The following is a 22270-nucleotide window of genomic DNA, read 5'->3' on the forward strand; positions in this document are numbered from 1 at the left end:
TCAGGGACTGCGGGCAAGACTGGCGGGGCTGAGCACGCGCTTGGCATTCAGGTAGCTCTTCTGCCAATAGGCCGTCGCCAGGCTGTCCAAGCGCACGGTGCCGCCACTGGAGGGAGCATGGACGAAGCGCCCTTCGCCGACATAGATACCGGCATGACTGACCTGGCCGCCGCCACTGGTGGCAAAGAACACCAGGTCGCCGGACTGCAGCGCATCACGCCGCACATTCGGCGCACGCATGCCGATCAGCTCGCGGGTCGAGCGCGGCAAGGCGATGCCGGCGGCATCGCGATAGACATAACCGATCAGGCCGCTGCAGTCGAAACCGCTGTCCGGGGTATTGCCGCCGTAACGGTAAGGCGTACCGACCAGCCCCAAGGCACGGAACAGCACGTCATCGGCGGCGCCCGTTTGCTCGAGCGGGGAGCGGAAAACAGATTCTGGAGGGGGCGTTTGGCTTGCGCAGGCAGTCAGCAGCGCGGTGAGTACGACGAGGACGAGACGGGCCGTGGCGGGCATAAGCGAGGCGGCTCTGATGCTGAATGCGCTCTACTCTGCCGTGAGCTGCCAGCGCGCGCAAGCTTTGCGCTCGCGCCGGCCGAACTCAATATTGGCTAGCGGTGCAGCGGACTGCGGCTGACCGACGCCAGCGCCAAGGCGCGTTTGGCTTCGATGAAGGTGCGACTCCAGTACTTGTCGCCCAGGCTATCGACCCGCACACCGCCGCTGCGGCTGCTGGAAGAATGGATGAACTGATCATCGCCGAGGTAGATGCCGGCGTGGCTGACGCGGCCGCGACCGTTGGTGGCGAAGAACACCAGATCGCCAGGCTCCAACTCGGTACGCGCCACCAGCGGTGCATCGAGGTTGATCATTTCGCGGGTGGAGCGCGGCAGACTCATGCCCGCCTCTTCCTTGAACAGGTAACCGATAAAGCCGCTGCAATCGAAGCCGGACGAAACCGAGCTGCCGCCGAAACGGTAGCGGGTACCCACCAGCGACAGACCGTGAGCCAGGATGCTGTCGGCAAAGGTCGGCAATTCGTAGGGTTTGTCCTGAGCAAAATCCGGCAACGGCTCGGCAGCTTGCTCTTCGATAACCTGCTGGGGAACTTCGGCGACCTGCGGCTTCGGCGAGTAGCCGGCGCAAGCGACCAGGAAGAATGAGAGTGCGAGAGGCACGAGGGGTGCGAAGCGCTTTAGCATGGGCACGACCGTGACGAATTCTTAAGAAGCGGCGACTATGCCTTCCATCACCCCCATATGCAAATTTAATTGGCCTGAATGTGACTCAGTAGTCTCGGTAAAACATCTAAGGCCCTACCGCGCAAATGCACGTCCACCACCTGGCTGAGGTCGCTTGCAACCGGGTTGATTTCGGCGGTAAAGCCTCCGGCCTGACGGGTGCGCATCAGCGGTTCGACAATGTATGGAAAGCTCGCCGTGGTACCGACCGCCAGCACCAGATCGAAGCCTTTGCGCAGTTCGGCGTAGAGCGTAGCGATGGCCTGCTCCGGCAGCATTTCCTCGAACAGCACCACCGGCGGGCGCAGGATGCCGCCGCATTGCGCGCACTTCGGCGGCAGCGGCCGTTCGAGATGCGGCGCCAGCTCGGCGCTCTCGACACCACAGGACTGGCAGAACAACGGCGCCAGTTCGCCATGGATCTCGATCAGGCGCTGCACCGGGCTGCCCGCCGCGCGGTGGTAGCCGTCGATATTCTGCGTCAGCACCCAGCAGCCGGGCTTGCGTCGCTGCAGTTCGGCGATGGCGTAATGACCGGCGTTTGGTTTGGCGCCCAGGCAGGCCTTGCCCAGTTCGGCGAGGTATTTCCAGCACAGCGCCGGGTCGCGTTGCAGCATCGGCCCGGAGAGCGCCGCCTCGATTGGCAGCCCCTCTGCGGTCAGGCCGTTATACAAGCCGCCAAGCCCACGGTAGGTCGGCAGACCGGAGTCGGCGGAAAGTCCCGCCCCGCTGATGACGAGGATGCGTTCGGCGTCCTGCAGCGCCTGGCCGACTCGCTGAATTGCAGCGTCCATCCCTGCCTCCTCGCTCGACCAACGTCAGTTGATCAGTGGTTGACCGTGTGCGCCAGCATTACCGACAGCTGGCACAGGGGCCGGCCGCTTTCTGCGTGCCACTGATTGAAAGCCGCTTGCACGGCGGCAAGCTCCTTCAGGCTGGTGGGCGCCTTCTCGATGATCTCCTGGGCCTTCAATGCCGCGACCATATCGTCGGTCGGTATAAAGGTGTCCTTGCCAACCATGCGCAGAAAGCGCGGCGCCGACAATCCACCGAGCTGGCTGCCGTGCTTGGCCAGGTACTTCCACAGGCCGACTATGTCAGTCACCGGCCAATCGGCGATCAGCGCGCCGAAGCCGCCCCGCTCCCTGGCCACATCGAGCACGAACTGGGCGTTGCGCGGCACGCTTTTCAGCTTGCCGAGGTGGCGGATCAGCCGCGCATCCTGCATCAGCCGCTCCAGATGTTCGCCGCCCATCAACACCACCTTCTCAGGGGCGAAGCCGAAAAATACTTCCTCGAAGGCCGGCCACTTGGCATCCACCAGGCTGTGCTTGAGCCCGGCGCGAAACACCCGCAGGGCGATCAACGACAGGTAGCGGTCATCGCTAATGCCGCGCAACTCGCTCGCGGCTCTCGGCAGCGGCAGCCTGGCTTCCAGCGCGGCCTTGGAGCCGAAGCGGTTGAGGCAGTATTCATTGAGCCACTTGTAATCGCGCATCCATTCCCCTCAGGCAGTCCTGGCAGGTTAACGATCAGAGATTCATCACATCGACAAAGCGCGGCGTGGCATTTTCATCGATGCGCAGGCTGGCGAAGTCGAACAGGTTACGGTCGGCCAGCTGCGAGGGAATCACATTCTGCAGGGCACGGAACATGATCTCGGTGCGGCCGGGCGTCTTGCGCTCCCATTCCAGCAGCATTTCCTTGACCACCTTGCGTTGCAGATTCTCTTGCGAGCCGCAGAGGTTGCACGGAATGATCGGGAAACCCTGCAACTCGGAGTAGGCCTCGATGTCCTTCTCGCTGCAGTAGGCGAGCGGGCGGATCACCACATTGCGCCCGTCGTCGGCGCGCAGCTTCGGCGGCATGGCCTTCAGCGTGCCTCCGTAGAACATATTCAGAAAGAAGGTTTCGAGAATGTCGTCGCGATGATGACCGAGGGCCATTTTGGTCGCGCCGATCTCGTCGGCAAAGGTATAGAGCGTGCCTCGGCGCAGCCGGGAGCAGAGCGAACAGGTGGTCTTGCCCTCGGGGATTTTTTCCATCACCACCGAATAGGTGTCTTTTTCGACGATGTGATAATCGACGCCGATGGCCTTGAGGTATTCCGGCAACACGTGCTCGGGGAAGCCTGGCTGCTTCTGATCCATATTGACCGCGACGATCTCGAACTTGATCGGTGCGACCTTCTGCAGATGCAGCAGGACATCGAGCATGGTGTAGCTGTCCTTGCCACCAGACAGGCAGACCATGACCTTGTCGCCGTCTTCGATCATGTTGAAGTCGGTGACGGCCTCGCCGGCCTGACGGCGCAGGCGTTTCTGCAGTTTGCTTTGATTAACCGAAAGGGTGCCCATGGTGCGCTGAAGTCCGGGGAGTTGCGAAAAGGGGTTAGCAACCGGTTATTTTACCCGGAAAGCGCAATCAGCCCTACCCCACCCGCACTCAGGGCTTATTGAGGCTCCAGTCATAGCGATAACGGGTCTTGCCGGCAAAAGTTTTCAACTGCCGCGCCAAGGCGGGCTTGGCGTAGTGGATGAGATGCGCGCGCAGCCCTTGCTCGCCACCGAAGTCCTGCGGGTACCAGTCATAGATTCTCGACAGCAACAATTTGCCGTCTTCGAACGCCACGCCCCGCGGGTGGTTGATATAGGCCCGCGCTCCGGCCTCCAGCAGCCGCTCGCTGTTCTGCGCGCTGTAGGTCTCGGCCGCCAGATTGGGGCAGCCAAGGCTCGCGCCGTTGAGTGCATAATGCAGACGCGGATCCTGCCAGAGCGGCCGCAGGATACGGTGCTGGATATCGTTGAGACTGAGCTTATAGCCGGCGACTTCGGTGACGGCCTTGTCCCAGGGGCCGAATTGGTACCAGGCGCCGAGGTTGGTGATCGAATCCACCGGGTACTTCTGGAGTACCAGCTGCACCACCAGCGCGTTGTACAGATTGACCCAATAGGCGAACTGCTCGGCCCGGGTGAATTGCCGCGGATCGAGGGCGCTCAGCTGTCCGACATACACGTCCAGCAGGCGGCGATGACGTGAGTCCACCTGCGCATAGTCGAAACGCGCAATGCCACTCGGGTGCTGGCTGTCGAGGTAGAGCGTGAGTAATTCCTGCCAGGCGCTGTGGTCGATATGCGCGGCGCGGCTTTCGTCGCTGACATCCCACACCGCCCAGCGTTCGGCCGACGGTGCGGCGCCCACAGTACCGGCGAGCAGGATCAGAATAAGTGCTGTCAACTGGCGCAGCAGGCGCATGAACATTCTCCAACTAGTGCACGTGGGACAGGCTGCGCAGCCGCGAGTTCCGCCCTGAAAACCGCGCGGCGGCTGTGCTAGGCTCGGTCGATGACTCACGAACTGAACCCCAGCCTCGACCTTGCCGCGCAGTTGCTCGAACTGCTGCGCGAGGCCCCCGACGGCTGCAGCGAATACCTGCTGATCCAGCAGCTCAAGGCTCGCCATTCGACCCATATCCCGCACCTGGACCTGACCGACAAGCTCGTGCTGTTCCGCACCCACTTCCTGCTGCTCAATGCCCTCTATCAGTTGCGCGAACGGCTCTGGAGCGAGCGGAGCGCGCACTTGCTGATCAACCCTTTGTGCGTACAGCTGCAACCCTACCAGGCCGGCAACTCGGCCCTCAGCGAGCACGACCCGCTGCGTGACTACTACCTGAACCTGCAATACCTGCGGCAAACCAGCGAAGACGACGTGGTGAAACTGCTGACCAGCTTCTGGAAGCGCATGCAGGGTGGCGACGAAAAGCGTGCCGCCCTGGAACTGTTCGAGCTGGAAGAGTCGAGCGAGCCGCTCAACCTCGGCGTTATCAAGCACCGCTACCGACAACTGGTGAGCCAGCACCACCCGGATCGCGGCGGCAGCACCTCACGCCTGCAGTCGATCAACCTGGCAATGGAAATACTAGAGCGCTATTACAGCTGAGTTTTAGAGACGAATTTGCTCTAACCCCACGCCCCCCGCGGCCTCCAGGCCCGACCTATACTGCGGCATACGGTCGCATAGGTTCGGCCCTGCACCCGGTAGCGCTGCTCACGCGCGCCGGGCGCTACGCTGGGGGGCGACCGCTATAACAAGAGGAGGTGTTTGGTATGATCCATCACGTTTGGGGGCTCTTTGCGCATCCCGATCAAGAGTGGCAAGAGATTCGTGGCGAAGAAGAAAGTATCAGCCACATGTACCTCACCCACGTCCTGATTCTTGCGGCTATTCCGGCTGTTTCAGCTTACATCGGCACCACTCAGGTCGGCTGGACGGTCGGCAACGGTTCGCCCGTCATGCTGACCGAAGGCAGCGCCTTGTGGATGACGGCCATGACCTACCTGGCCATGCTCGGCGGCGTTGCAGTGATGGGCGCCTTCATCAATTGGATGGCCCGCACTTACGACGCCAGCCCAAGCATGGCGCAGTGCGTGGTATTCGCCGCGTACACCGCCACACCACTGTTCATCGGCGGCCTTGCGGCACTCTATCCGAGCCTCTGGCTCGCCATGTCCGTCGGCACGGCGGCAATCTGCTACACGGTGTACCTGCTGTATGTCGGCATCCCGACCTTCATGAACATTCATCAGGACGAAGGTTTTCTGTTCTCCAGCTCGGTGCTGGCGGTCGGTCTGGTGGTGCTGGTGGCGATGATCGCCATGTCGGTGATCTTCTGGGAGCTCGGCGTTGGGCCGGTCTACACCAGCTGAGAACCTTTGACTGAGCTGACCCGAAACCGCCGTTTGGCGGTTTCGTCGTTTTAGGGCTGCCGGGCGTGACGTGCTTGGGCATAATTCCGCCTGCATTTGGAGGAATCGATGCCCGAACAGCTCAACGCTCGTGTTGAAGCCTGCTACCAGCAGGCCGAAGCCTTTTTCAAGCGCCGCTTTACCCGCCCCGAAGTCAGCCTCAAGTTGCGCGGGCAAAAAGCCGGGGTCGCGCACCTGGACGAAAATCTGCTGCGCTTCAACCCGCAGCTGTACCGTGAAAACACCGAAGACTTCCTCAAGCAAACCGTGGCCCACGAGGTCGCGCACATGATCGCCCGCGAAATGTTCGGTTCACGCATCCAACCCCATGGCGAGGAATGGCAATTGATCATGCGCGGGGTCTACGAACTGCCGCCCAATCGCTGCCACAGCTACGCCATCAAACGCCGCACCGCGACCCGCTACCTGTACAGCTGCCAGTGCCCGGACAACGACTTCCCCTTCTCCGCACAACGGCATGCCTTGGTCAGCAAAGGCCGCCGCTACTTCTGCCGCCGCTGCCGGGCGACTCTGGTATTCAGCGGTCAGCAGCGCGAAGAGTGAGCACCCGACCTGTCACACGAGCACAGGCCGGAAAAAGCTGCGTTCGTAACTGAGAATGCACTGAGTGTCCTGCGCATACTGAAACGCCGCCACGCACGCGGCATCGACCATGGAGTCCTGACGATACTGCTCGTAGGTGGCAAGACTGGGAAAGCTGAACAACGCCAGGGCGATGTTGTTCGCGCCCTCGGACGGCAGGAAATAACCGTGATGGCTGCCGCCGAAACGTTCCACCAGCGGAATCCACAACTTGGCGTAGTGCTCGAACTCCTTCAGCTTGTAGGGATCGAGCACATAACGCAGATAACAGGTAACCATGAGCGCTCCTCGACTGGACGGCGCCGCGGCTCGGCACCGCCATTTCGCCGGGTGTTTTAGCAGGCCCGGCGGCGCCAGGGAACCCCGGACGCCTCTACCCCACCACCTTGCCGGCCCGCAGCTCGGCGATGCGCTCAGCGCTGTAACCCAGCCCGGCCAGCACCTCTGCGGTATGCGCACCGAGTGGCGAGCCAATGCTGCGGGGCGTTGGCAAGCCGCCTGAGAACTTGATCGGGCAGGCAATCTGCCGTTGCGGGGTATTTCCGCCACGGGGCACCTCGACCACCAACTCACGCGCCTGCAACTGCGGGTGCTCGAGCGCTTCGGCCAGGCTCAGCATTGGCTCGACGCAGGCATCCAGGGCGGCAAAGCACTCGCACCACTGCGCAAAATCACGCTTCTCGAACTCAAGCTGGATTGCCTGCTTGAGCGCGCGCTGATCCTCCGGCTTTGGCGACAAACCCCGGGCGGCCAGTTCCGGGCGGCCGATACCGTTGCAGAGCTGCTGCATGAACTGCGGCTCCAGGCTGCCAACCGAGAACCAGCGGCCATCGCGGGTGCGGTAATAATCGTAGAAGCTGCCGCCATTCAGAACCTGGCCCTCCATCTCCGGCTCCTCGCCGCACGCCAGGTAGCCGGCGCCGGCCATCGCATGCAGGCTGAAGATGCAGTCGGTCATGCTGACATCGACATACTGCCCCTCACCGGTCTGCTGGCGCTGGATGACCGCCGCCAATAGCCCCATCACACCGTGGAAGGAACCCCCGGCGATGTCCGCGGCCTGGATGCCCAACGGCAACGGCCCGGTTGCGCGGCGCCCGGTCTGGTCGGCGATGCCGGACAAGGCCAGGTAGTTGATGTCATGACCGGCGCGATCCTTGTAGGGGCCGGTCTGCCCGTAGCCGGTGATCGACACGTAGATCAGCCTGGGATTGATGGCCTTGAGTGCCTCATACCCGACCCCGAGCTTGTCCATCACCCCCGGGCGGAACTGTTCGAGCACGATGTCGTACTCGCCCAGCAACTGCTTGATCACCTCGACTGCTTCCGGTCGTTTCAGGTCCAGAGCCATGCTGCGTTTGTTGCGGTTGAGGTAGGCATGGCTGGCCGAGGTTCCGCCATCATGGGGCGGCAGTACGCGCAGCAGGTCCATCCGCGTCGGCGATTCGATCCGCAGCACGTCTGCGCCCATATCGGCCAGCAGCAAGGAGGCGAACGGCCCCGGCAGCAGGGTGGAAAAATCGAGAATCTTCAGTGAAGACAATGGGCCTTTCATGGTGGCTCCTGACTTAAAACAATGTGGTAGTAGCGGATCTGCGGCCTTGTTTTCGGTGCGTCCCATCTCCCCTCGCCCTTCGGGGAGAGGGCTAGGGGCGCCCGACCTAGAGAGGCTGTGACTCCCAATGCAGCAGTTGCGCCCCAGACAACCTGCTGACGCGCTCGGCGAAGCGCGCTTCCAGCACATTGCGGCGGATCTTCATGGTCGGGGTCATGCAACCGTTGTCCACCGTCCAGGGCTCGCTCACCAGCAGCAGGTGGGCGATGCGCTCGTGGGGTTCCAGCTGGGCATTCAACTGCCGCAGGGTGTTTTCCAGATCGCGCTCGACCTGTTCGCGTGCCGCCTCGCGGGCGGCCGGGGCCAGTTCGATCAGCGCCAGCGGCTGGTCCAGGCCGCTGCCCATCAGACAGACCTGCTCGACCCAGGTGCTCTTGGCGATCTCGCCCTCGATCGGCGCCGGGGCCACGTACTTGCCCTTGCTGGTCTTGAAGATGTCCTTGATCCGCCCGGTGATGGTCAGAAAACCCGCGGCATCGATTTCGCCCTTGTCACCGGTATGCAGCCAACCGTCCTGCAGGGTCTGCGCGCTTTTCTCCGGTTCGAGGTAATAGCCGCTCATCAGCGCCGGGCTTTTGAACAGGACTTCGCCAGTGTCGGCGATGCGTACCTGCCCGCCCGGCATGCACCGCCCCACGGAGCCGAAACGCACCTGAGCGGGCCGATTGAAGGTGCCATAGGCGAAGTTTTCCGTCATGCCATAGCCCTCGCACAGCGTCAGGCCGATGCTCTGGTACCAGTCCAGCAGCGCACGGGGAATCGGCGCCGCGCCGGAAACCAGAATCCGCGCACGATCCAGGCCCAGGCCCTGGCGAATCTTGCGGGCCACCAATCGGCCGAGCAGCGGAACGCGCAACAGGCGCTTGAGCTTGGGTTCCGGCAGGCGCTCCAGCACGCCCTGCTGAAAACGCGTCCACAGCCGGGGCACGGAAAAGAACACCGTCGGCCGCACGTGCTTGAGGTCCTCGGCGAAGGTTTCCAGCGACTCGACGAAGGCCACCGGCGCGCCGGCATACAGGCTTTCCAGTTCGACCAGGAAGCGTTCGGCGGCATGCGATAACGGCAGGTAGGAGAAATACTGATCGGCCGGGCCGATCTTCATGTCCGCCACGGCTTGAGCGGCGGCAAAAGCGAAAGCTCCCGCACTGAGCATCACGCCTTTGGGCTGGCCCGTGGTGCCGGAGGTGTAAAGAATGCTCAGCAGCTCGTCCGGTCGCTGCTGATGCGCCTCGGCCAGCGGCGCATGGCTGGCCAGCAGGCTGTGCCAGTCGTGCTGCGCCGGCAGCGTCGGGTACGGCAAGGCGATGCGGATCAACTGCTCGGGAAGCGCCGCGACCAAGCGCTGCGGGTCATCCAGCTTGCCGACGAAGATCACCTTGCAGGCGGCATGGCGCAGGACGTATTCGGTGCCTTCGCTCGACTGCTGGGCATACAGCGGCACGCTGACCAGCCCGGCGAGCATGATCGCCAGATCGGCGATCAACCACTCGGCACAGTTCTTCGACAGCAACGCCACCCGATCACCTGGTTCGCAGCCCAAGGCTCGCAATGCCGTGGCGATACGCCGGGCCTGGTCATCGACCTGGCGCCAGGTCAGTTCATGCCAGACACGATCGACCGGCTGACTGAGCCAGACCGCATCCGGGCGCGTGGCCCGCCAGTGGGCCAGGCGTTGCAACGGCAGTTGTTCGGTCATGTCCTCTCCCTTTTTATTGTTATGTGGGTTCGGCAAATCCGTCATTTCCGCAAGAACCGAAATGACGAGTTACAGCGCCCCAGCCTACAGCTTGAACACCCGGCGTGCATTGCCGTGGAGGAACTTAGCCTCCACCTCGGCAGCCAGCCCCAGCGCCTTGACCTGTACCATGCAGCGCGCATGAGAGAGCTGCGGAAAATTAGTGCCAAACAGCACCTTGTCCTGCCCGTAGCTGCTCATGAACTGCAGCAACTGCGGCGGGTAATAACGCGGCAGATAGGCCGACGTGTCGATATAGACGTTGTCGTGCTTCCAGGCCAGGCCGATCATTTCGTCGGTCCAGGGGTGGCCGATATGCCCGGCGACGATGCGCAGCTCGGGAAAGTCCAGCGCCACCTCGTCCAGATAGGGCACCGGCCGCCCGGTCTCGGACGGCATCAGCGGGCCGGTATGGCCGACCTGGGTGCAGAACGGGATATCCAACTCGATGCACTTCACATACAGCGGGTAGTAAAGCCGATGGTTGGGCGGCAGCTTCCACAACCAGGGCACGATGCGCAACGCTTTGCAGCCCAGCTCGGTCACCGCCCGCTCCAGCTCACGCACCGCCGCCAGCGGTTTGCTCAGGTCGACCGTGGCCACGCCGACGAAACGCTTGGGGAAGGCGCGGGTGAAGACGGCGACTTCGTCGTTGCTGCAGACCCAGCGCTCCGGCCGGCACCAGGCGGCGAGCATGAGTTTGTCGACGCCGGCCTGGTCCATCTCGGCGACGGTTTGTTCCGGGCTCAGGCTGCGATCGAGCAAATGCGCGGAGCCGGACTTCTCGAACAGCCGGGCGACCTCCGGCATCAGCTCGCGGGTGCGACCGTTGGCCGGTTGTGCCCAGGCGTCGATGGCGCCGCTAGCGATGGTCATGGTTATCTCCTTCGTCGGGTGGGCCTTGGCCCACCGTGCAAATCCCGCTGGTGGGCCAAGGCCCACCCTAGGTCAGTCCGGATGCGCTCAGAGCTTCATCCCGCGGCTGATGATCTCTTTCATGATTTCCGAGGTGCCGGCGAAGATCCGCTGAATCCGCGCGTTCGCGTACATCTTGCAGATCGGGTATTCCCACATGTAGCCCCAGCCGCCGTGCAGTTGCACGCCTTCGTCGACGACCTTGCCGAGCAGTTCGGTGGTGAACAGTTTGGCCTCGGCGGCGACTTCCGGGGTGAGTTTCTTCTGGTTGTGGTCCATCACGCAGCGGTCGACGAAGACCTGCGCCACATCCACCTGCGTGCGCATTTCCGCCAGTTTGAAGCGGGTGTTCTGGAAGTGCGAAATCGGCCGGTCGAAGGCTTTGCGCTCCTTCACATAGTCGATGGTCACCTGCAGCGCCGCTTCCGCGCCGCCGACTGCACCACAGGCATTGGTCAGGCGCTCCTGGGCGAGCATGTTCATCAGGTAGAAGAATCCGCCCTTGGCGTCGCCCAGCAGGTTTTCCTTCGGCACTTTGACGTTATTGAAGAACAGCTCGGCGGTGTCCTGGCTTTTCATGCCGAGCTTCTTCAGGTTGCGCCCGCGCTCGAAGCCTTCCATCCCACGCTCGACCAGGAACAGGCCCATGGCGTGCTTGTTCGCCGGGTCGGTCTTGGCCGCGACTATCACCACGTCCGCCAGCAGGCCGTTGGAGATGAACACCTTGGAGCCGTTCAACTCATAGTGGTCACCCTTGTCGATTGCCGTGGTGCGCATCCCGGCCAGGTCGGAACCGGCGCTTGGCTCGGTCATCGCCACCGCGAGGATGCTTTCGCCACGGATGATCGCCGGCAGGAAGCGCGCTTTCTGCTCGGCATTGCCGTAGTCGGCGATGTAGGGGCCACAGAGCGCCGAGTGCAGCGGCAACATGAAACCGGCCTCGTTAATGTTGGCCAGCTCCTCGCACATGATCTGTTCGTAGCGGAAATCCTTGAGGCCGCTACCGCCATATTCCTCGTCAGCCCAGGGCAGCAGAAAGCCCATCTCGCCAGCCTTGAGCCAGACCTCGCGGCTGACCACGCCCGCCTCCTCCCAGGCGTCCTGATGCGGCACCACTTCCTTCTGCAGAAAGGCGCGAAAGGACTCGCGAAACATGTTGTGCTCGGTGTCGAAATGAATGCGGTGCATGGTGGGCAGCTCCCTGCGGATTTGATCGTCCCGCAGGGTAGGCGCCACTGTGCCGCCCCCTCAATGACTCAAGCGCTCAGGCTCGATTGACCCATTCGGTCAGCCGCCAGACAAAAAAAAGCCCGTCACTCGACGGGCCAGAGGAGCTGCCTCCCTTGTGAGGAGGCAGTAAAGGGTTAAGCCGGCTCGCGTGCAGGCTCTACCAGCAGTTCGGTTTTACCGTCGCCGGCCAACTCGCGCTGCAGGGTGTCTTCGTCCAACTGTTTGCACCACTTGGCGACCACGATGGTCGCGACGCCATTGCCGACCAGGTTGGTCAGGGCGCGGGCTTCGGACATGAAACGGTCGATACCGAGGATCAACGCCAGGCCCGCCACCGGCAGGTGGCCGACCGCCGAGAGGGTGGCCGCCAGCACGATAAAGCCACTGCCGGTAACGCCCGCTGCACCCTTGGAGGCGATCAGCAGCACCAGGATCAGGGCGATCTGCTGGGAGAGATCCATCTGCGTATCGGTCGCCTGGGCGATGAACACGGCGGCCATGGTCAGGTAGATCGAGGTGCCGTCGAGGTTGAAGGAGTAACCGGTTGGAATCACCAGACCCACCACCGACTTGTTCGCACCGAGTTTCTGCATCTTGTCGATCATGCGCGGCAGCGCGGTTTCGGAAGACGAAGTACCCAGCACGATCAGCAGTTCTTCACGGATGTAGCGAATGAACTTGAGGATGCTGAAGCCATGCAGACGGGCAATCCCGCCCAGCACCAGCAGCACGAACAGCAGGCAGGTGACGTAGAAGCACAACATCAAATAGCCGAGCTGCACCAGCGAACCCACGCCGTATTTACCGATGGTGAAGGCCATGGCGCCCAAAGCACCCAGCGGGGCGAGCTTCATGATCACGCCGATGATGCTGAAGAACACCTTCGAGATACGCTCGATGAAATCGAACACCGGGCGACCGTAATCGCCGACGCGGTGCAAGGCATAACCGAACAGCACCGAGAAGAACAGCACCGGCAGGATATCGCCGCTGGCGAATGCGCCAACCACGGTACCGGGGATGACGTTCATCAGGAACTCGATCGTGCTTTGCTTCTCGCCCGCCGCGGCATAGGCCGCAATGCCGGAGGTATCCAGCGACGCCGGGTCGATATGCATGCCGACACCCGGCTGCACGATATTGACCACGATCAGGCCGATCAGCAGCGCAAGGGTCGAAACGATTTCGAAATACAACAGCGCATAGCCGCCGGTCTTACCTACCGCTTTCATGCTCTGCATACCGGCGATACCGGTCACCACGGTACAGAAAATGATCGGCGCGATGATCATCTTGATCAGTTTGACGAAACCATCGCCAAACGGCTTGAGCGCGACGGCGGTGTCCGGATAGAAATGCCCGAGCAACACACCGATGGCGATGGCCACCAGCACCTGGACATAGAGAATCTTGTAGAACGGGGTACGGGTCATGGCATGTTCCTCAAGGGTATCGCGCCACATCGTTCCTCGATGCGCGCGCTACCTAAGCGCTAACCCTCCTGCACTGGAGGGATTTGTTGTTTACCTGCCCATTGCGCAGGTCTGTAGCGCTTATCGCAAAGGCCATGCCAGCCTCATAAAATAAAATAAAAACCTTTAAAAACATAAGCTTGACACAAATTAGCGAGCACTGAAGCAGGCCTGTCTGGCGGATTCCCGCCCAGTACCTGGCGGATATCCCCCGTTTTTCACCCACAAGGCCGCCACCCGATCCTTCGGCGTGGGCGCTTGTCCCCAGCCGTGCGTCATGCTTACCATCCGCCTGCCTTTTTCCATGAGCCGTCCCATGCGCGAGCGCACCATTGCCAGCCACTTCGTCCGTGCCGCCCTGCGTGGCGCCGAACGGCAGGGGCAGGATTGTTCCTCCATCCTGCGCCAGCTGAACATCCAGCCAGCCCTGCTGGAAGAGCCGCGCGCACGCATCGCCCCGGAGCAGTTCGCCGGCCTGATGCGGCTGTTGTGGGAAAAGCTCGACGACGAGTACATGGGTTTCGGCCGCAGCCGTAGCAAACCTGGCACCTTCGCCATGATGTGTTACGCCCTGATCCACTGCCACACGCTGGAAAAAGCTCTGACCCGCGGCACCCTGTTCTACAGCCTGTTCCCGGACACCCCGAGCATCACCCTGAGCCGCGAAGGCGAATGGGCGCGGCTGACGGTGGACGACTCGCCCCTGATGGACCCGGACCACTTCCTGGTGGAAAGCCTGCTGGTGATCTGGCACCGCCTCGCCAGTTGGCTGATCGGCCAGCGCATCCGCCTGCAGGAAGCCACCTTCACCTACCCCGAACCCGAGCACAGCGCCGAGTACGACCTGCTCTTCCCCAACCCGCGGCGCTTTGCGGCGGCCAGCACCAGCCTGTTGTTCCAGGCCCGCTACCTGAACATGCCGCTGCTGCAGGACGAGCGCACCCTCAAGCACTTCCTCGAACATTCGCCCGCCGACCTGCTGGCCCGCCCGGACGGCGGCGACAGCCTGATCAGCCAGATACGTCGCTTGCTTGGGCGTGATTGCAGCAGCTGGCCGGACCTGGAAGCGGTGGCCAAACAGCTGCACATGAGCCCGCAAACCCTGCGTCGGCACCTGCGCGACGAAGGCTCGAGTTTTCAGGAACTGAAGGACCACCTGCGCCGCGACCTGGCGATCTATCACCTGGGCCGCGACAACCTGCCGATCCAGGAAATTGCCGAACAACTCGGTTTCTCCGAGCCATCGGCTTTTCACCGCGCGTTCAAGAAGTGGACCGGGTTGACACCCGGCGCCTACCGCGCTCAGGAAAGCTAGCGGCAACGCACATCGCACAATCGGGCGGGCTCCGGAACAGTCCGCCACCCAACAGGCTGACGCGGTGCTGCGACGCGAGTACGCCCCAAGCATCATGCTGGGGTAAAATCACCGCCCCTCCCTCCACCCCCGCACCCCGATGCCCGCCCAGTCCGTCTTACCGAGCACCGCCCGCCCCAGCACCCTGCACCTGCCAGCCGGCCCATGGTCGACGGTGCTGGATTGCCTGTGCGCGCACTTCCCGGCGATCGGCCGCGAAACCTGGCTGGAGCGGATGGCCCGCGGCCGCGTGCTGGACATGCAGGGCCAGGCCATCGGCCCCGCACACCGCTACCAGCAAGGGTTGCGCATCCACTACTTTCGCGAGGTGCCGGATGAAGTGCCGATCCCTTTCAGCGAAACCGTGCTGTATGCCGATGAGCATCTGATAGTCGCGGACAAACCGCACTTCCTGCCGGTCACGCCGGCCGGCCAATACGTCGAAGAGACTTTGCTGGCACGGCTCAGCCGGCGATTCGACAACCTCGACCTGGTGCCACTGCACCGCATCGACCGGTTGACGGCCGGGTTGGTGCTGTTCTCGGCCAACCCGCAAACACGCGCGCACTACCAGGGTTTGTTCCGCGAGCGGCAGATCAGCAAACGCTATGAAGCCATCGCCCCGGCACTGCCCGCCCTGGACTTCCCGCAACAGCGCAACACCCGCATGGTGGCCAGCGAACCGTTCTTTCTGATGCAGGAAGCGGCGGGCACGCCGAACAGCGAAACCCGGATCGAAGTCTGCGAGCGCAACGGCGGGCTTTGGCGCTACGCCCTGTACCCGATCACTGGAAAAAAGCACCAATTGCGCCTGCACATGGCCGCGCTCGGCGCAGGCATCTGCAACGACCCCTTCTATCCACGGCTGATCAAAGAAGCTGTCGACGATTACGCGCAACCGCTGAAACTGCTGGCCCAGAGCCTGACGTTCGCCGACCCGCTGAACGGTGTCGAACGCCACTTCGAGAGCGGTTTGCAACTGGACTGGTAGAAACGCCTAGCGCCCCTGATCGTTCAAGGCCGGGCGTTTGCGCAATGGTGTCAGCAGTTCGGATAAACCATTGTGATCAATCTCCTGCATCAATTGCAGGAGCCTGCCGATCTCACTATTGGGGAAGCCCTCGCGGGCGAACCAGTTGAGGTATTGCCCAGGCAAATCGGCAATCAGGCGCCCTTTATATTTGCCATAGGGCATCTCGCGGGTCACCAACAGCAGGAGGTCTTCGGGCTTCATCGCTTTCTTGTCTTTAGCGCGGCTGAACCGCGGAATGAGGTGATCGTACCCAAGCGCCGCTGGGGCACGCACGTCCACTGGCCGCACGCGGAACGCAGAGCGTTCCTGGCTGGGTTCCCACGCGGAGCGTGGGAACCCAGCCAGCACTATCTACTTCGTCGCCTGGGCCGTGGCGGCCTGGCGCAGTTGCAGGTTTTTCTGTTGCTTGTAGTTCTTGGCCGCTTGCGGCACCGGGCGGCTTTTACCGGTTTCCATCCAGGTACGCAGGCGATTGGCGTCAGCGAAGTGGGTGTACTTGCCAAAGGCGTCCAGCACCACAAAGGTAACGGCACGGTTGGCCATCACCGTGCGCATGGCCAGGCAATGGCCGGCCTCATCGGTGAAGCCGGTCTTGGTCAGCTGGATATCCCAGTTGGCTTTGTAGATCAGGTGGTTGGTATTGCGAAAACCCAAGCTGTAAGTGGGTTTGCGGAATGCCATCGTCTTTTCCTTGGTGGTGCTCAACTCGCCGATCAGCGGATATTGCTTGGTGGCAATCAGCAGACGGGTCAGATCTCTGGCAGTGGAGACATTGTTGAGCGAAAGACCCGTGGGCTCGACGAAGCGACTGCTGCTCATACCCAGCGCCTTGGCTTTGGCGTTCATCGCCGCCACAAACGCGGCATGCCCGCCCGGGTAATGGTGGGCCAGGGTCGCAGCGGCACGGTTCTCGGAGGACATCAGCGTCAGCAGCAACAGGTCCTTGCGGCTGAGTTGGCTGTTGACCCGCACACGGGAGAACACGCCCTTCAGCTCCTTGGTATCGCTGATGGCGACGGGGAGTATTTCATCGAGCGGCTGTTTTGCATCCAATAGCACCACGGCCGTCATCAATTTGCTGATCGAAGCGATGGGCACTCTTACATCCGGGTTGCTTTCATACAGCACTTTCTCGCTTTGCAGATCCATCACCATGGCACTGCCCGAGGCGAGCTCCAACTTGGACGGATCACGAACAACCGCAGTTTTTTCACCCGCATCAGCGCTCGCTGGCAATACCACGCTTGAACATAAAAGGAGCAAACCGACTATCGAATGACGAATTTTCACGAATACATTTCACTGACTTAAAGGGTTGAATGCTAAAGACCAACTGATCCAGCGCTAACTGTTCATTTTATGAGCATGTTTACCGCACTGTCGACTTTTCTTCCCGGCTCCATGCCACCGGCCAGAGGGCACCACAGCCGGAGCAGCAGGCCGGGCTAAAGCCTGCGCGCGTGCCAACCGGCGAACAGGAAGAGTGCCGTCAGCACCGCCAGCAGCGGTAACCAGCCGGCGTGTTCCCAGACATAACCCGCGCCATAACCGACCACGCTGGAGCCCAGGTAATAGGCGCAGAGGTAGAGCGCCGAAGCCTGAGCTTTGGCACCTTTGGCCCGTTGGCCGACCTGACCGCTGGCCACCGCGTGGGCGGCGAAAAAACCCAGGGTGAAGAGCGCCAGCCCCAACACCGCCGCACTAAGCCAGGGCGTGGCGCACAAGGCCACACCGCACAGCATGATACCGATACCGCCCTGCATCACCGGCCGTGCGCCCACGCGCGAAACCAGACGCCCCGCCCAACCGGCGCTGAAGATGCCGACCAGGTAAACGCTGAACAGCAGGCCTATCACCGTCGACGACAAGCCGAACGGCGGCGCGGCCAAGCGAAAGCCGACGTAGTTGAACAACGCCACGAAGCCACCCATCAGCAGGAAGGCCAGCAGGAACAACCCGCGCAGTTCCGGGTTGCGCAAATGCCCGGCGAAATTGCCCAGCAGCCCGCCGAGCGAAAGCGGTTGCGCCTGAAAATGCCGGGAGGCCGGCAGCAACCAGATGAACAGCGCCAGGGCGATAAAACCCAGGCCGGCGATCCCGCCCAAAGCCAACGGCCAACCACCGAAGTCACTCAGCAGACCGGCCAGCAAACGCCCGAGCAAACCGCCCAAGGCGGTGCCACCGATATACAGCCCCATCGCCGCCGGCAAGGACTCCGGCGCGAACTCCTCGCCGACATAAGCCATGGCCAACGCCGGCAAACCGCTCAGGGCCAGGCCCAGCAGTGCGCGCAGCAGCAGCAACCAGTGCCAGGACGCCACCAGCGCACTGCCCACCCCCAACACGCAGGCCAGGCCGAGCGCCGCCACCATCACCGGCTTACGTCCCCAGCTCTCGGCCAGGGCGCCGGACAGCAGCAGGCACAGCGCCAAACTCAAGGTAGTCAATGACAAGGCCAGGCTGCTGTTGGCCGCCGACACCGCGAAATGCGCAGCCAGCAGCGGCAACAACGGTTGCACGCAATAGAGCAAGGCAAAGGTGGCGAAACCGGCGCAAAACAGTGCCAAGGTGGCCCGTCGATAAGCCGAAGTGCCGCGCGTCAAATGCGCGGGCGGACGTGCAACGGAACTCATCACGAAGCTCCCGAATACCCGACCCAGAGAGGTCGCGGGGATCACAAGGCTAGCACAGGGACTGCGTGGCCCGACCGACAGCACGTCTCAGCCCAGTCCTGGATCCGACAGCCCCTTGGATGGCTGGCCGCGCTCGTGACGGGAAATCAGCGCAAAAAAAACGGGAGCCCATCCGGGCTCCCGCACTCAAAGCAGAGACAAATGGGTAGAACCGATTTCGGCTAGCGCCCTGGCTCTACCCTACAACCTCACCTGCGCTCCTAATGAAACGCGGCAGCAGTCTGGCAAATCCGGGCCGCGCCATCCGTTTAACTTTGTTGCCGCTTTGCAAAGAAATGTAAACGCCGCGCCACGACTGGCCGCCCCGCCCGCGACACGGCAGAATGCCGGCATGAGTAGCCATCCCCTGCCCGCCTGCTGCACCCCGCTTGACGACCATTGGCCGCTGCCGCAGCCACTGGCCACGACCCGGTTGTTCAGCACGTGCTTCGACCCTGCCTTGTTGCACGCCGAAGACTTCAGCCGCAGCCAGATCCCCGTCACCCGCGGCGTGGCCAAGCGCCAGGCGGAGTTCCTCGCCGGGCGCCTGTGCGCCCGTGAAGCCCTGCGACGGCTCGACGGTCGCACTGCCGTGCCCAGCGTTGGAGCCGATCGCGCGCCACAGTGGCCGGCGGGCGTGAGTGGCTCGATCACCCATAGCGATGGCTGGGCCGCCGCCATCGTCGCGCACGATCACGACTGGCGCGGGTTGGGCCTGGATGTCGAAACCCTGATGAACCACGAGCGCGCCGAACGCCTGCTCGGCGAAATCCTCACCAGCGCCGAACAGCAGCGCCTCACCGCCTTGGCGCCCGAACAGCTGGGGCTGATCGTGACACTGACTTTTTCCCTCAAGGAAAGCCTGTTCAAGGCGCTTTACCCCCTGGTGCAGCAGCGTTTCTATTTCGAACACGCCGAGCTGCTGCACTGGTCCGACAACGGCCAGGCCCGCCTGCGCCTGCTCAAGGACCTGTCGCCAGAGTGGTCAGACGGGCGCGAACTGAACGCGCAGTTCAGCCTGTTCGACGGGCGCGTACTCAGCCTGGTAGCCGTGCCAGGAGAACGGACTTAAGGCACGGGATTCGCTCTAGGCCAGTGTTGCAACATTGCTCCCGCCACCGTCAGCCCATGAACAAAACGCCGCGAATGCCGCTGCCGGCCTTGGCTTGCAAGGCCCACTGGACGCCCCCGGGGAACGACGTTTTTTGCCGAGCCCCAGCGCCGCCAGGACGGGACTTCGCTTCCCGCCACCTCAGCCCACGCAGGCGACGATGCTCGGCTCAGCGCGCCTCACCACGCCGCAACGGGCAGTGTGCACAATGCCCGATGCCTTCCACCTGATGGCTTAGACAGCACACCCGGCGCTCGCGCCGCGCAGGCAACCCGTCGGCTTGCGGCACATAGCGGATCGGCGCAAACAAGGGGTTGGCGCGGCCATCCGGGCAGAGCTTGGCGTCGAGCAGGGCATAGGCCGGTGCCAACGCCGCCGGCGCCAGCTCGGCCAGCTCGGCCAGCCGCTGCAGCGTGCTCTCGAAATAATCCCCGGCATTGCCCCACAGCACGGGTGGCGCGACCTGGCCGTAGGCTGCCAAAGCATCGATGAAGGGCTGCAAATGGCCCTCGACCAGCTCGGCGAAGCGCCGGAACGGATCGCTCGGCACATCGACCCAGCGCGCGCCGCCATCCGGCAGTTGCAGCGCCTGGGGCAGGCCGTTGTCGCTGAGCACCACCCGCAATGCGCCCGGCGTCAGCGGCAAACGCCAGTCGTGCAGCAGGCTGGCAGCCAGCACCGGCGGGATCAGCGCCATGAAATAGTATTTCGCGTACTGCGACACCAGCACGCTGCGCTGGCGGTGTAGCAACTGCGGGCCGTAGATGCGGCCCAGGCGCTCATCCAGCCCGGCGGGTTCCAGCAGCTGCGCCAGGCTCAGCGCCGGGCGCGGGTCGTCCGCCAGGGCCAGGGTCGTGGCGAAGCACGCCAGCTCAGCGGGGAACAACCGCTCGAAAACGCTGCGCATCGCCATTATTGCCGACGCGGCCAGACCAGGCTGAAGCGCGCGCCACCCAGGCTCTCGCTGCGGCCGATCTGCGCACGGCCGCCGTGCCAGTAAATGATCCGGCGGACGATGGACAGGCCAAGGCCATGGCCGCCGGAGGCGCGGGTGCGACTGTCGTCCAGGCGCAGGAAAGGGGTGAACAGGCGCTCCCACTCGGCCTCGGGCACGCCGGGGCCGTCATCCTCGACATCCAGCCGGCAGCGTTGATGGCCGATCTGATAACTCAGCCGCACCCGCGATTCGGCATGGCGCATGGCATTGCTCAGCAGGTTTTGCAGCGCGCGATGCAGGTAACGCAACTCCGCCTCCACCAACGCACCGCTGCCATCCAGCGCGTTGATCGCCGGGCCGCGTTCCACCTTGACCCCGGGGCGCAGCGGGGCCAGTTCGGCGATCACCTGGTCGAGCAACGCATCCAGGTCGACCTGTTGGAAGTTCAGCGCCGGCGAGCCCTGCTCCAGCCGCGCATAGGTGAGCATCTCGTCCACCAGCTTGTCGAGGTCCTGAATATCACTGTCCATGCCGTCCATATATTTACGCCGCGCCTTCTCGGTCTGCGCGTCGCCGATCATCTCCAGGCCGAAGCGCAGGCGCGCCACCGGCGTGCGCAGTTCGTGGGACACCGCGCGCACCATCTCGCGCTGAATCATCAGCGAGCGCTGCAAGTGCTCGGCCATCGCATTGAACGCCGCCGCCAGGCGCCCCACCGAATCCGCGCCACTGGCCGGCACCCGCGATTCCAGCTTGCCGAGGGCGATGCGCGTGGCGGCGCCTTCGAGACCCAGCAGGCGCTGCTCCAACTGGCGCACCAACAGGTAGACGATCAGACCGATCAGGCTCAGGCCGAGGGCGCCGATCAGCACCAGCAACTCCGGGGGATAAGGGTTCATCTGGTACAGCGGGCCGATCTCCAGCACCCAGGGCGTGCCGACCACCCCGGAGAACACATGGATCGAATCGCCGCCCTTGCCCAGCGCCATCACCGTGTCACCCTCATCGACCCGCCGCCGCTGGTCCTCGTCGAGGTTCGCCGCGGCGAGGCTGACCAGCTGCAGATCGAAGCCGAACTGCTTGGCCGCTTTCAGTGCCGCCAAGCGCTGCGGTTGTTCGGCCACCGGAAAGCGCACCAGCTCGTCGATCAATAAATACACAGTGGCACGGGCCAGCTGCTCGCTGATCTGCTGCACCTCGCCCAGCAACACCAGTTGCTCGCTGGCGCTGACCAGGCCGTAGACCTTGGCCGCGTGCGGGCCGGTCTGCTCTACCAAGACTTGGCCACGCAACAGGCGATTGCGCATGCTGTTGTCCAGCGTCTGCTCGGCCAGCGGTTGCAGGGCCAGCGGGATACCCAGCAGCCGCCCCCAGACCACCACCGCACGGCGGCGCTCGACCGGTGTCATCTGCTCCAGGTTATCGGCCATCAGGCTGAAGGTGCCGCGTGCCAGGCGCTCGCGGTACTGGTCAGAACGCACCTCGTTGACCAGGTGCAAAGCCAGAACGCCCAGCAGTGCCACCAGCACCAGAGCGGCCAGCATGCCGCCATAGATACGCAGGAAGATGGAATTCATAAACGCTGCGCCCTCGATAACGCG

The 22270-nt window shown here is 63.1% G+C and carries 23 protein-coding genes; 6 read left to right on the forward strand and 17 right to left on the reverse strand.

From position 1 onward, the window contains the following. The 6 genes from AC3IYG_RS16070 to AC3IYG_RS16095 form a co-directional block, all read right to left on the reverse strand. Complete coding sequence (locus tag AC3IYG_RS16070; RefSeq protein WP_489310037.1) at positions 1-519, reverse strand: C40 family peptidase; 519 nt, start codon at positions 517-519, stop codon at positions 1-3. Between the two features lie 95 nt (positions 520-614). Beyond that, complete coding sequence (locus AC3IYG_RS16075; RefSeq protein WP_489310039.1) at positions 615-1205, reverse strand: C40 family peptidase; 591 nt, start codon at positions 1203-1205, stop codon at positions 615-617. A 65-nt stretch (positions 1206-1270) separates the two neighbouring features. Next, a complete protein-coding gene (locus AC3IYG_RS16080; protein WP_489310041.1) occupies positions 1271-2038 on the reverse strand; it encodes an NAD-dependent deacylase in 768 nt (255 codons plus the stop codon). 32 nt (positions 2039-2070) lie between these two features. Then, positions 2071-2742, reverse strand: coding sequence for a DNA-3-methyladenine glycosylase I (locus tag AC3IYG_RS16085; RefSeq protein WP_489310043.1), 672 nt, complete (start codon positions 2740-2742; stop codon positions 2071-2073). A gap of 34 nt (positions 2743-2776) precedes the next feature. Then, positions 2777-3601, reverse strand: a complete 825-nt coding sequence (ttcA, locus tag AC3IYG_RS16090) for a tRNA 2-thiocytidine(32) synthetase TtcA (protein WP_489310045.1) — start codon at positions 3599-3601, stop codon at positions 2777-2779. A gap of 88 nt (positions 3602-3689) precedes the next feature. Next, the gene (locus tag AC3IYG_RS16095; protein WP_489310047.1) at positions 3690-4499 is read right to left on the reverse strand and encodes a DUF547 domain-containing protein; all 810 of its coding nucleotides are present in this window, start codon (positions 4497-4499) and stop codon (positions 3690-3692) included. A gap of 90 nt (positions 4500-4589) precedes the next feature. Between AC3IYG_RS16095 and AC3IYG_RS16100 the strand changes: the two genes are divergently transcribed. From AC3IYG_RS16100 to AC3IYG_RS16110, 3 genes are all read left to right on the forward strand, one after another. After that, the gene (locus tag AC3IYG_RS16100; RefSeq protein WP_489310049.1) at positions 4590-5186 is read left to right on the forward strand and encodes a DNA-J related domain-containing protein; all 597 of its coding nucleotides are present in this window, start codon (positions 4590-4592) and stop codon (positions 5184-5186) included. A 167-nt stretch (positions 5187-5353) separates the two neighbouring features. Then, entirely contained in the window at positions 5354-5953 is a 600-nt protein-coding gene (locus AC3IYG_RS16105; RefSeq protein ID WP_489310051.1) for a Yip1 family protein, read from the forward strand. Positions 5954-6061: 108 nt separating this feature from the next. After that, entirely contained in the window at positions 6062-6556 is a 495-nt protein-coding gene (locus tag AC3IYG_RS16110; RefSeq protein WP_489310053.1) for a SprT family zinc-dependent metalloprotease, read from the forward strand. Positions 6557-6568: 12 nt separating this feature from the next. On the opposite strand, the gene AC3IYG_RS16115 is transcribed toward AC3IYG_RS16110, so the two are convergent. From AC3IYG_RS16115 to AC3IYG_RS16140, 6 genes are all read right to left on the reverse strand, one after another. After that, positions 6569-6874 (reverse strand): NIPSNAP family protein, encoded by a 306-nt coding sequence (locus tag AC3IYG_RS16115; RefSeq protein ID WP_489310055.1) that lies wholly within the window; start codon positions 6872-6874, stop codon positions 6569-6571. 94 nt (positions 6875-6968) lie between these two features. Next, complete coding sequence (locus tag AC3IYG_RS16120) at positions 6969-8150, reverse strand: CaiB/BaiF CoA transferase family protein (protein ID WP_489310057.1); 1182 nt, start codon at positions 8148-8150, stop codon at positions 6969-6971. A 106-nt stretch (positions 8151-8256) separates the two neighbouring features. Then, a complete protein-coding gene (locus AC3IYG_RS16125) occupies positions 8257-9906 on the reverse strand; it encodes an AMP-binding protein (protein ID WP_489310059.1) in 1650 nt (549 codons plus the stop codon). A gap of 84 nt (positions 9907-9990) precedes the next feature. Continuing rightward, positions 9991-10821: an amidohydrolase family protein gene (locus tag AC3IYG_RS16130; RefSeq protein WP_489310061.1), complete on the reverse strand. Its 831-nt coding sequence runs from the start codon at positions 10819-10821 to the stop codon at positions 9991-9993. 87 nt (positions 10822-10908) lie between these two features. Next, the gene (locus tag AC3IYG_RS16135) at positions 10909-12048 is read right to left on the reverse strand and encodes an acyl-CoA dehydrogenase family protein (protein WP_489310063.1); all 1140 of its coding nucleotides are present in this window, start codon (positions 12046-12048) and stop codon (positions 10909-10911) included. A 176-nt stretch (positions 12049-12224) separates the two neighbouring features. Then, positions 12225-13523: a dicarboxylate/amino acid:cation symporter gene (locus AC3IYG_RS16140; RefSeq protein ID WP_489310065.1), complete on the reverse strand. Its 1299-nt coding sequence runs from the start codon at positions 13521-13523 to the stop codon at positions 12225-12227. A 355-nt stretch (positions 13524-13878) separates the two neighbouring features. On the opposite strand from AC3IYG_RS16140, the gene AC3IYG_RS16145 reads away from it, so the two are divergent. Together AC3IYG_RS16145 and AC3IYG_RS16150 are read left to right on the forward strand one after the other, a co-directional pair. Beyond that, a complete protein-coding gene (locus tag AC3IYG_RS16145; protein WP_489310067.1) occupies positions 13879-14877 on the forward strand; it encodes an AraC family transcriptional regulator in 999 nt (332 codons plus the stop codon). 139 nt (positions 14878-15016) lie between these two features. Beyond that, a complete protein-coding gene (locus AC3IYG_RS16150; RefSeq protein ID WP_489310069.1) occupies positions 15017-15907 on the forward strand; it encodes an RluA family pseudouridine synthase in 891 nt (296 codons plus the stop codon). 6 nt (positions 15908-15913) lie between these two features. Here the strand turns inward: AC3IYG_RS16150 and AC3IYG_RS16155 are convergent, their stop codons facing one another. From AC3IYG_RS16155 to AC3IYG_RS16165, 3 genes are all read right to left on the reverse strand, one after another. Further along, positions 15914-16150, reverse strand: coding sequence for a DUF3820 family protein (locus AC3IYG_RS16155; protein WP_489313934.1), 237 nt, complete (start codon positions 16148-16150; stop codon positions 15914-15916). Between the two features lie 150 nt (positions 16151-16300). Beyond that, entirely contained in the window at positions 16301-17239 is a 939-nt protein-coding gene (gene pbpG / locus AC3IYG_RS16160; protein ID WP_489310071.1) for a D-alanyl-D-alanine endopeptidase, read from the reverse strand. 155 nt (positions 17240-17394) lie between these two features. Then, on the reverse strand, positions 17395-18582 hold the full coding sequence (locus tag AC3IYG_RS16165) for an MFS transporter (protein WP_489310073.1): 1188 nt from the start codon (positions 18580-18582) through the stop codon (positions 17395-17397). A 391-nt stretch (positions 18583-18973) separates the two neighbouring features. Here AC3IYG_RS16165 and AC3IYG_RS16170 point away from each other — a divergent pair, with 391 nt between their 5' ends. Continuing rightward, positions 18974-19693 carry a 4'-phosphopantetheinyl transferase family protein gene (locus AC3IYG_RS16170; RefSeq protein WP_489310075.1) on the forward strand — a complete coding sequence of 240 codons (720 nt, stop codon included), beginning with the start codon at positions 18974-18976 and terminating at the stop codon, positions 19691-19693. Between the two features lie 208 nt (positions 19694-19901). Here the strand turns inward: AC3IYG_RS16170 and fhuF are convergent, their stop codons facing one another. Then, positions 19902-20639: a siderophore-iron reductase FhuF gene (gene fhuF, locus AC3IYG_RS16175; protein ID WP_489310077.1), complete on the reverse strand. Its 738-nt coding sequence runs from the start codon at positions 20637-20639 to the stop codon at positions 19902-19904. Positions 20640-20644: 5 nt separating this feature from the next. Continuing rightward, complete coding sequence (locus AC3IYG_RS16180) at positions 20645-22246, reverse strand: ATP-binding protein (protein WP_489310079.1); 1602 nt, start codon at positions 22244-22246, stop codon at positions 20645-20647. Positions 22247-22270 lie beyond the last annotated feature (24 nt).

The organism is Pseudomonas sp. KH_027 (genome assembly GCF_057838565.1).

Excerpts from the sequence above, each read along its gene's own strand:
- AC3IYG_RS16110 (WP_489310053.1), top strand. The coding sequence starts at position 6,062 with ATGCCCGAACAGCTCAACGCTCGTGTTGAAGCCTGCTACCAGCAGGCC.
- ttcA (WP_489310045.1), bottom strand. The coding sequence starts at position 3,601 with ATGGGCACCCTTTCGGTTAATCAAAGCAAACTGCAGAAACGCCTGCGC.
- AC3IYG_RS16115 (WP_489310055.1), bottom strand. The coding sequence starts at position 6,874 with ATGGTTACCTGTTATCTGCGTTATGTGCTCGATCCCTACAAGCTGAAG.
- AC3IYG_RS16095 (WP_489310047.1), bottom strand. The coding sequence starts at position 4,499 with ATGCGCCTGCTGCGCCAGTTGACAGCACTTATTCTGATCCTGCTCGCC.
- AC3IYG_RS16075 (WP_489310039.1), bottom strand. The coding sequence starts at position 1,205 with ATGCTAAAGCGCTTCGCACCCCTCGTGCCTCTCGCACTCTCATTCTTC.
- AC3IYG_RS16135 (WP_489310063.1), bottom strand. The coding sequence starts at position 12,048 with ATGCACCGCATTCATTTCGACACCGAGCACAACATGTTTCGCGAGTCC.
- AC3IYG_RS16085 (WP_489310043.1), bottom strand. The coding sequence starts at position 2,742 with ATGCGCGATTACAAGTGGCTCAATGAATACTGCCTCAACCGCTTCGGC.
- AC3IYG_RS16180 (WP_489310079.1), bottom strand. The coding sequence starts at position 22,246 with ATGAATTCCATCTTCCTGCGTATCTATGGCGGCATGCTGGCCGCTCTG.
- fhuF (WP_489310077.1), bottom strand. The coding sequence starts at position 20,639 with ATGCGCAGCGTTTTCGAGCGGTTGTTCCCCGCTGAGCTGGCGTGCTTC.
- AC3IYG_RS16100 (WP_489310049.1), top strand. The coding sequence starts at position 4,590 with ATGACTCACGAACTGAACCCCAGCCTCGACCTTGCCGCGCAGTTGCTC.
- AC3IYG_RS16130 (WP_489310061.1), bottom strand. The coding sequence starts at position 10,821 with ATGACCATCGCTAGCGGCGCCATCGACGCCTGGGCACAACCGGCCAAC.
- AC3IYG_RS16140 (WP_489310065.1), bottom strand. The coding sequence starts at position 13,523 with ATGACCCGTACCCCGTTCTACAAGATTCTCTATGTCCAGGTGCTGGTG.
- AC3IYG_RS16145 (WP_489310067.1), top strand. The coding sequence starts at position 13,879 with ATGCGCGAGCGCACCATTGCCAGCCACTTCGTCCGTGCCGCCCTGCGT.
- AC3IYG_RS16105 (WP_489310051.1), top strand. The coding sequence starts at position 5,354 with ATGATCCATCACGTTTGGGGGCTCTTTGCGCATCCCGATCAAGAGTGG.
- AC3IYG_RS16165 (WP_489310073.1), bottom strand. The coding sequence starts at position 18,582 with ATGAGTTCCGTTGCACGTCCGCCCGCGCATTTGACGCGCGGCACTTCG.
- AC3IYG_RS16155 (WP_489313934.1), bottom strand. The coding sequence starts at position 16,150 with ATGAAGCCCGAAGACCTCCTGCTGTTGGTGACCCGCGAGATGCCCTAT.
- AC3IYG_RS16070 (WP_489310037.1), bottom strand. The coding sequence starts at position 519 with ATGCCCGCCACGGCCCGTCTCGTCCTCGTCGTACTCACCGCGCTGCTG.
- AC3IYG_RS16170 (WP_489310075.1), top strand. The coding sequence starts at position 18,974 with ATGAGTAGCCATCCCCTGCCCGCCTGCTGCACCCCGCTTGACGACCAT.
- AC3IYG_RS16150 (WP_489310069.1), top strand. The coding sequence starts at position 15,017 with ATGCCCGCCCAGTCCGTCTTACCGAGCACCGCCCGCCCCAGCACCCTG.
- AC3IYG_RS16125 (WP_489310059.1), bottom strand. The coding sequence starts at position 9,906 with ATGACCGAACAACTGCCGTTGCAACGCCTGGCCCACTGGCGGGCCACG.
- AC3IYG_RS16120 (WP_489310057.1), bottom strand. The coding sequence starts at position 8,150 with ATGAAAGGCCCATTGTCTTCACTGAAGATTCTCGATTTTTCCACCCTG.
- AC3IYG_RS16080 (WP_489310041.1), bottom strand. The coding sequence starts at position 2,038 with ATGGACGCTGCAATTCAGCGAGTCGGCCAGGCGCTGCAGGACGCCGAA.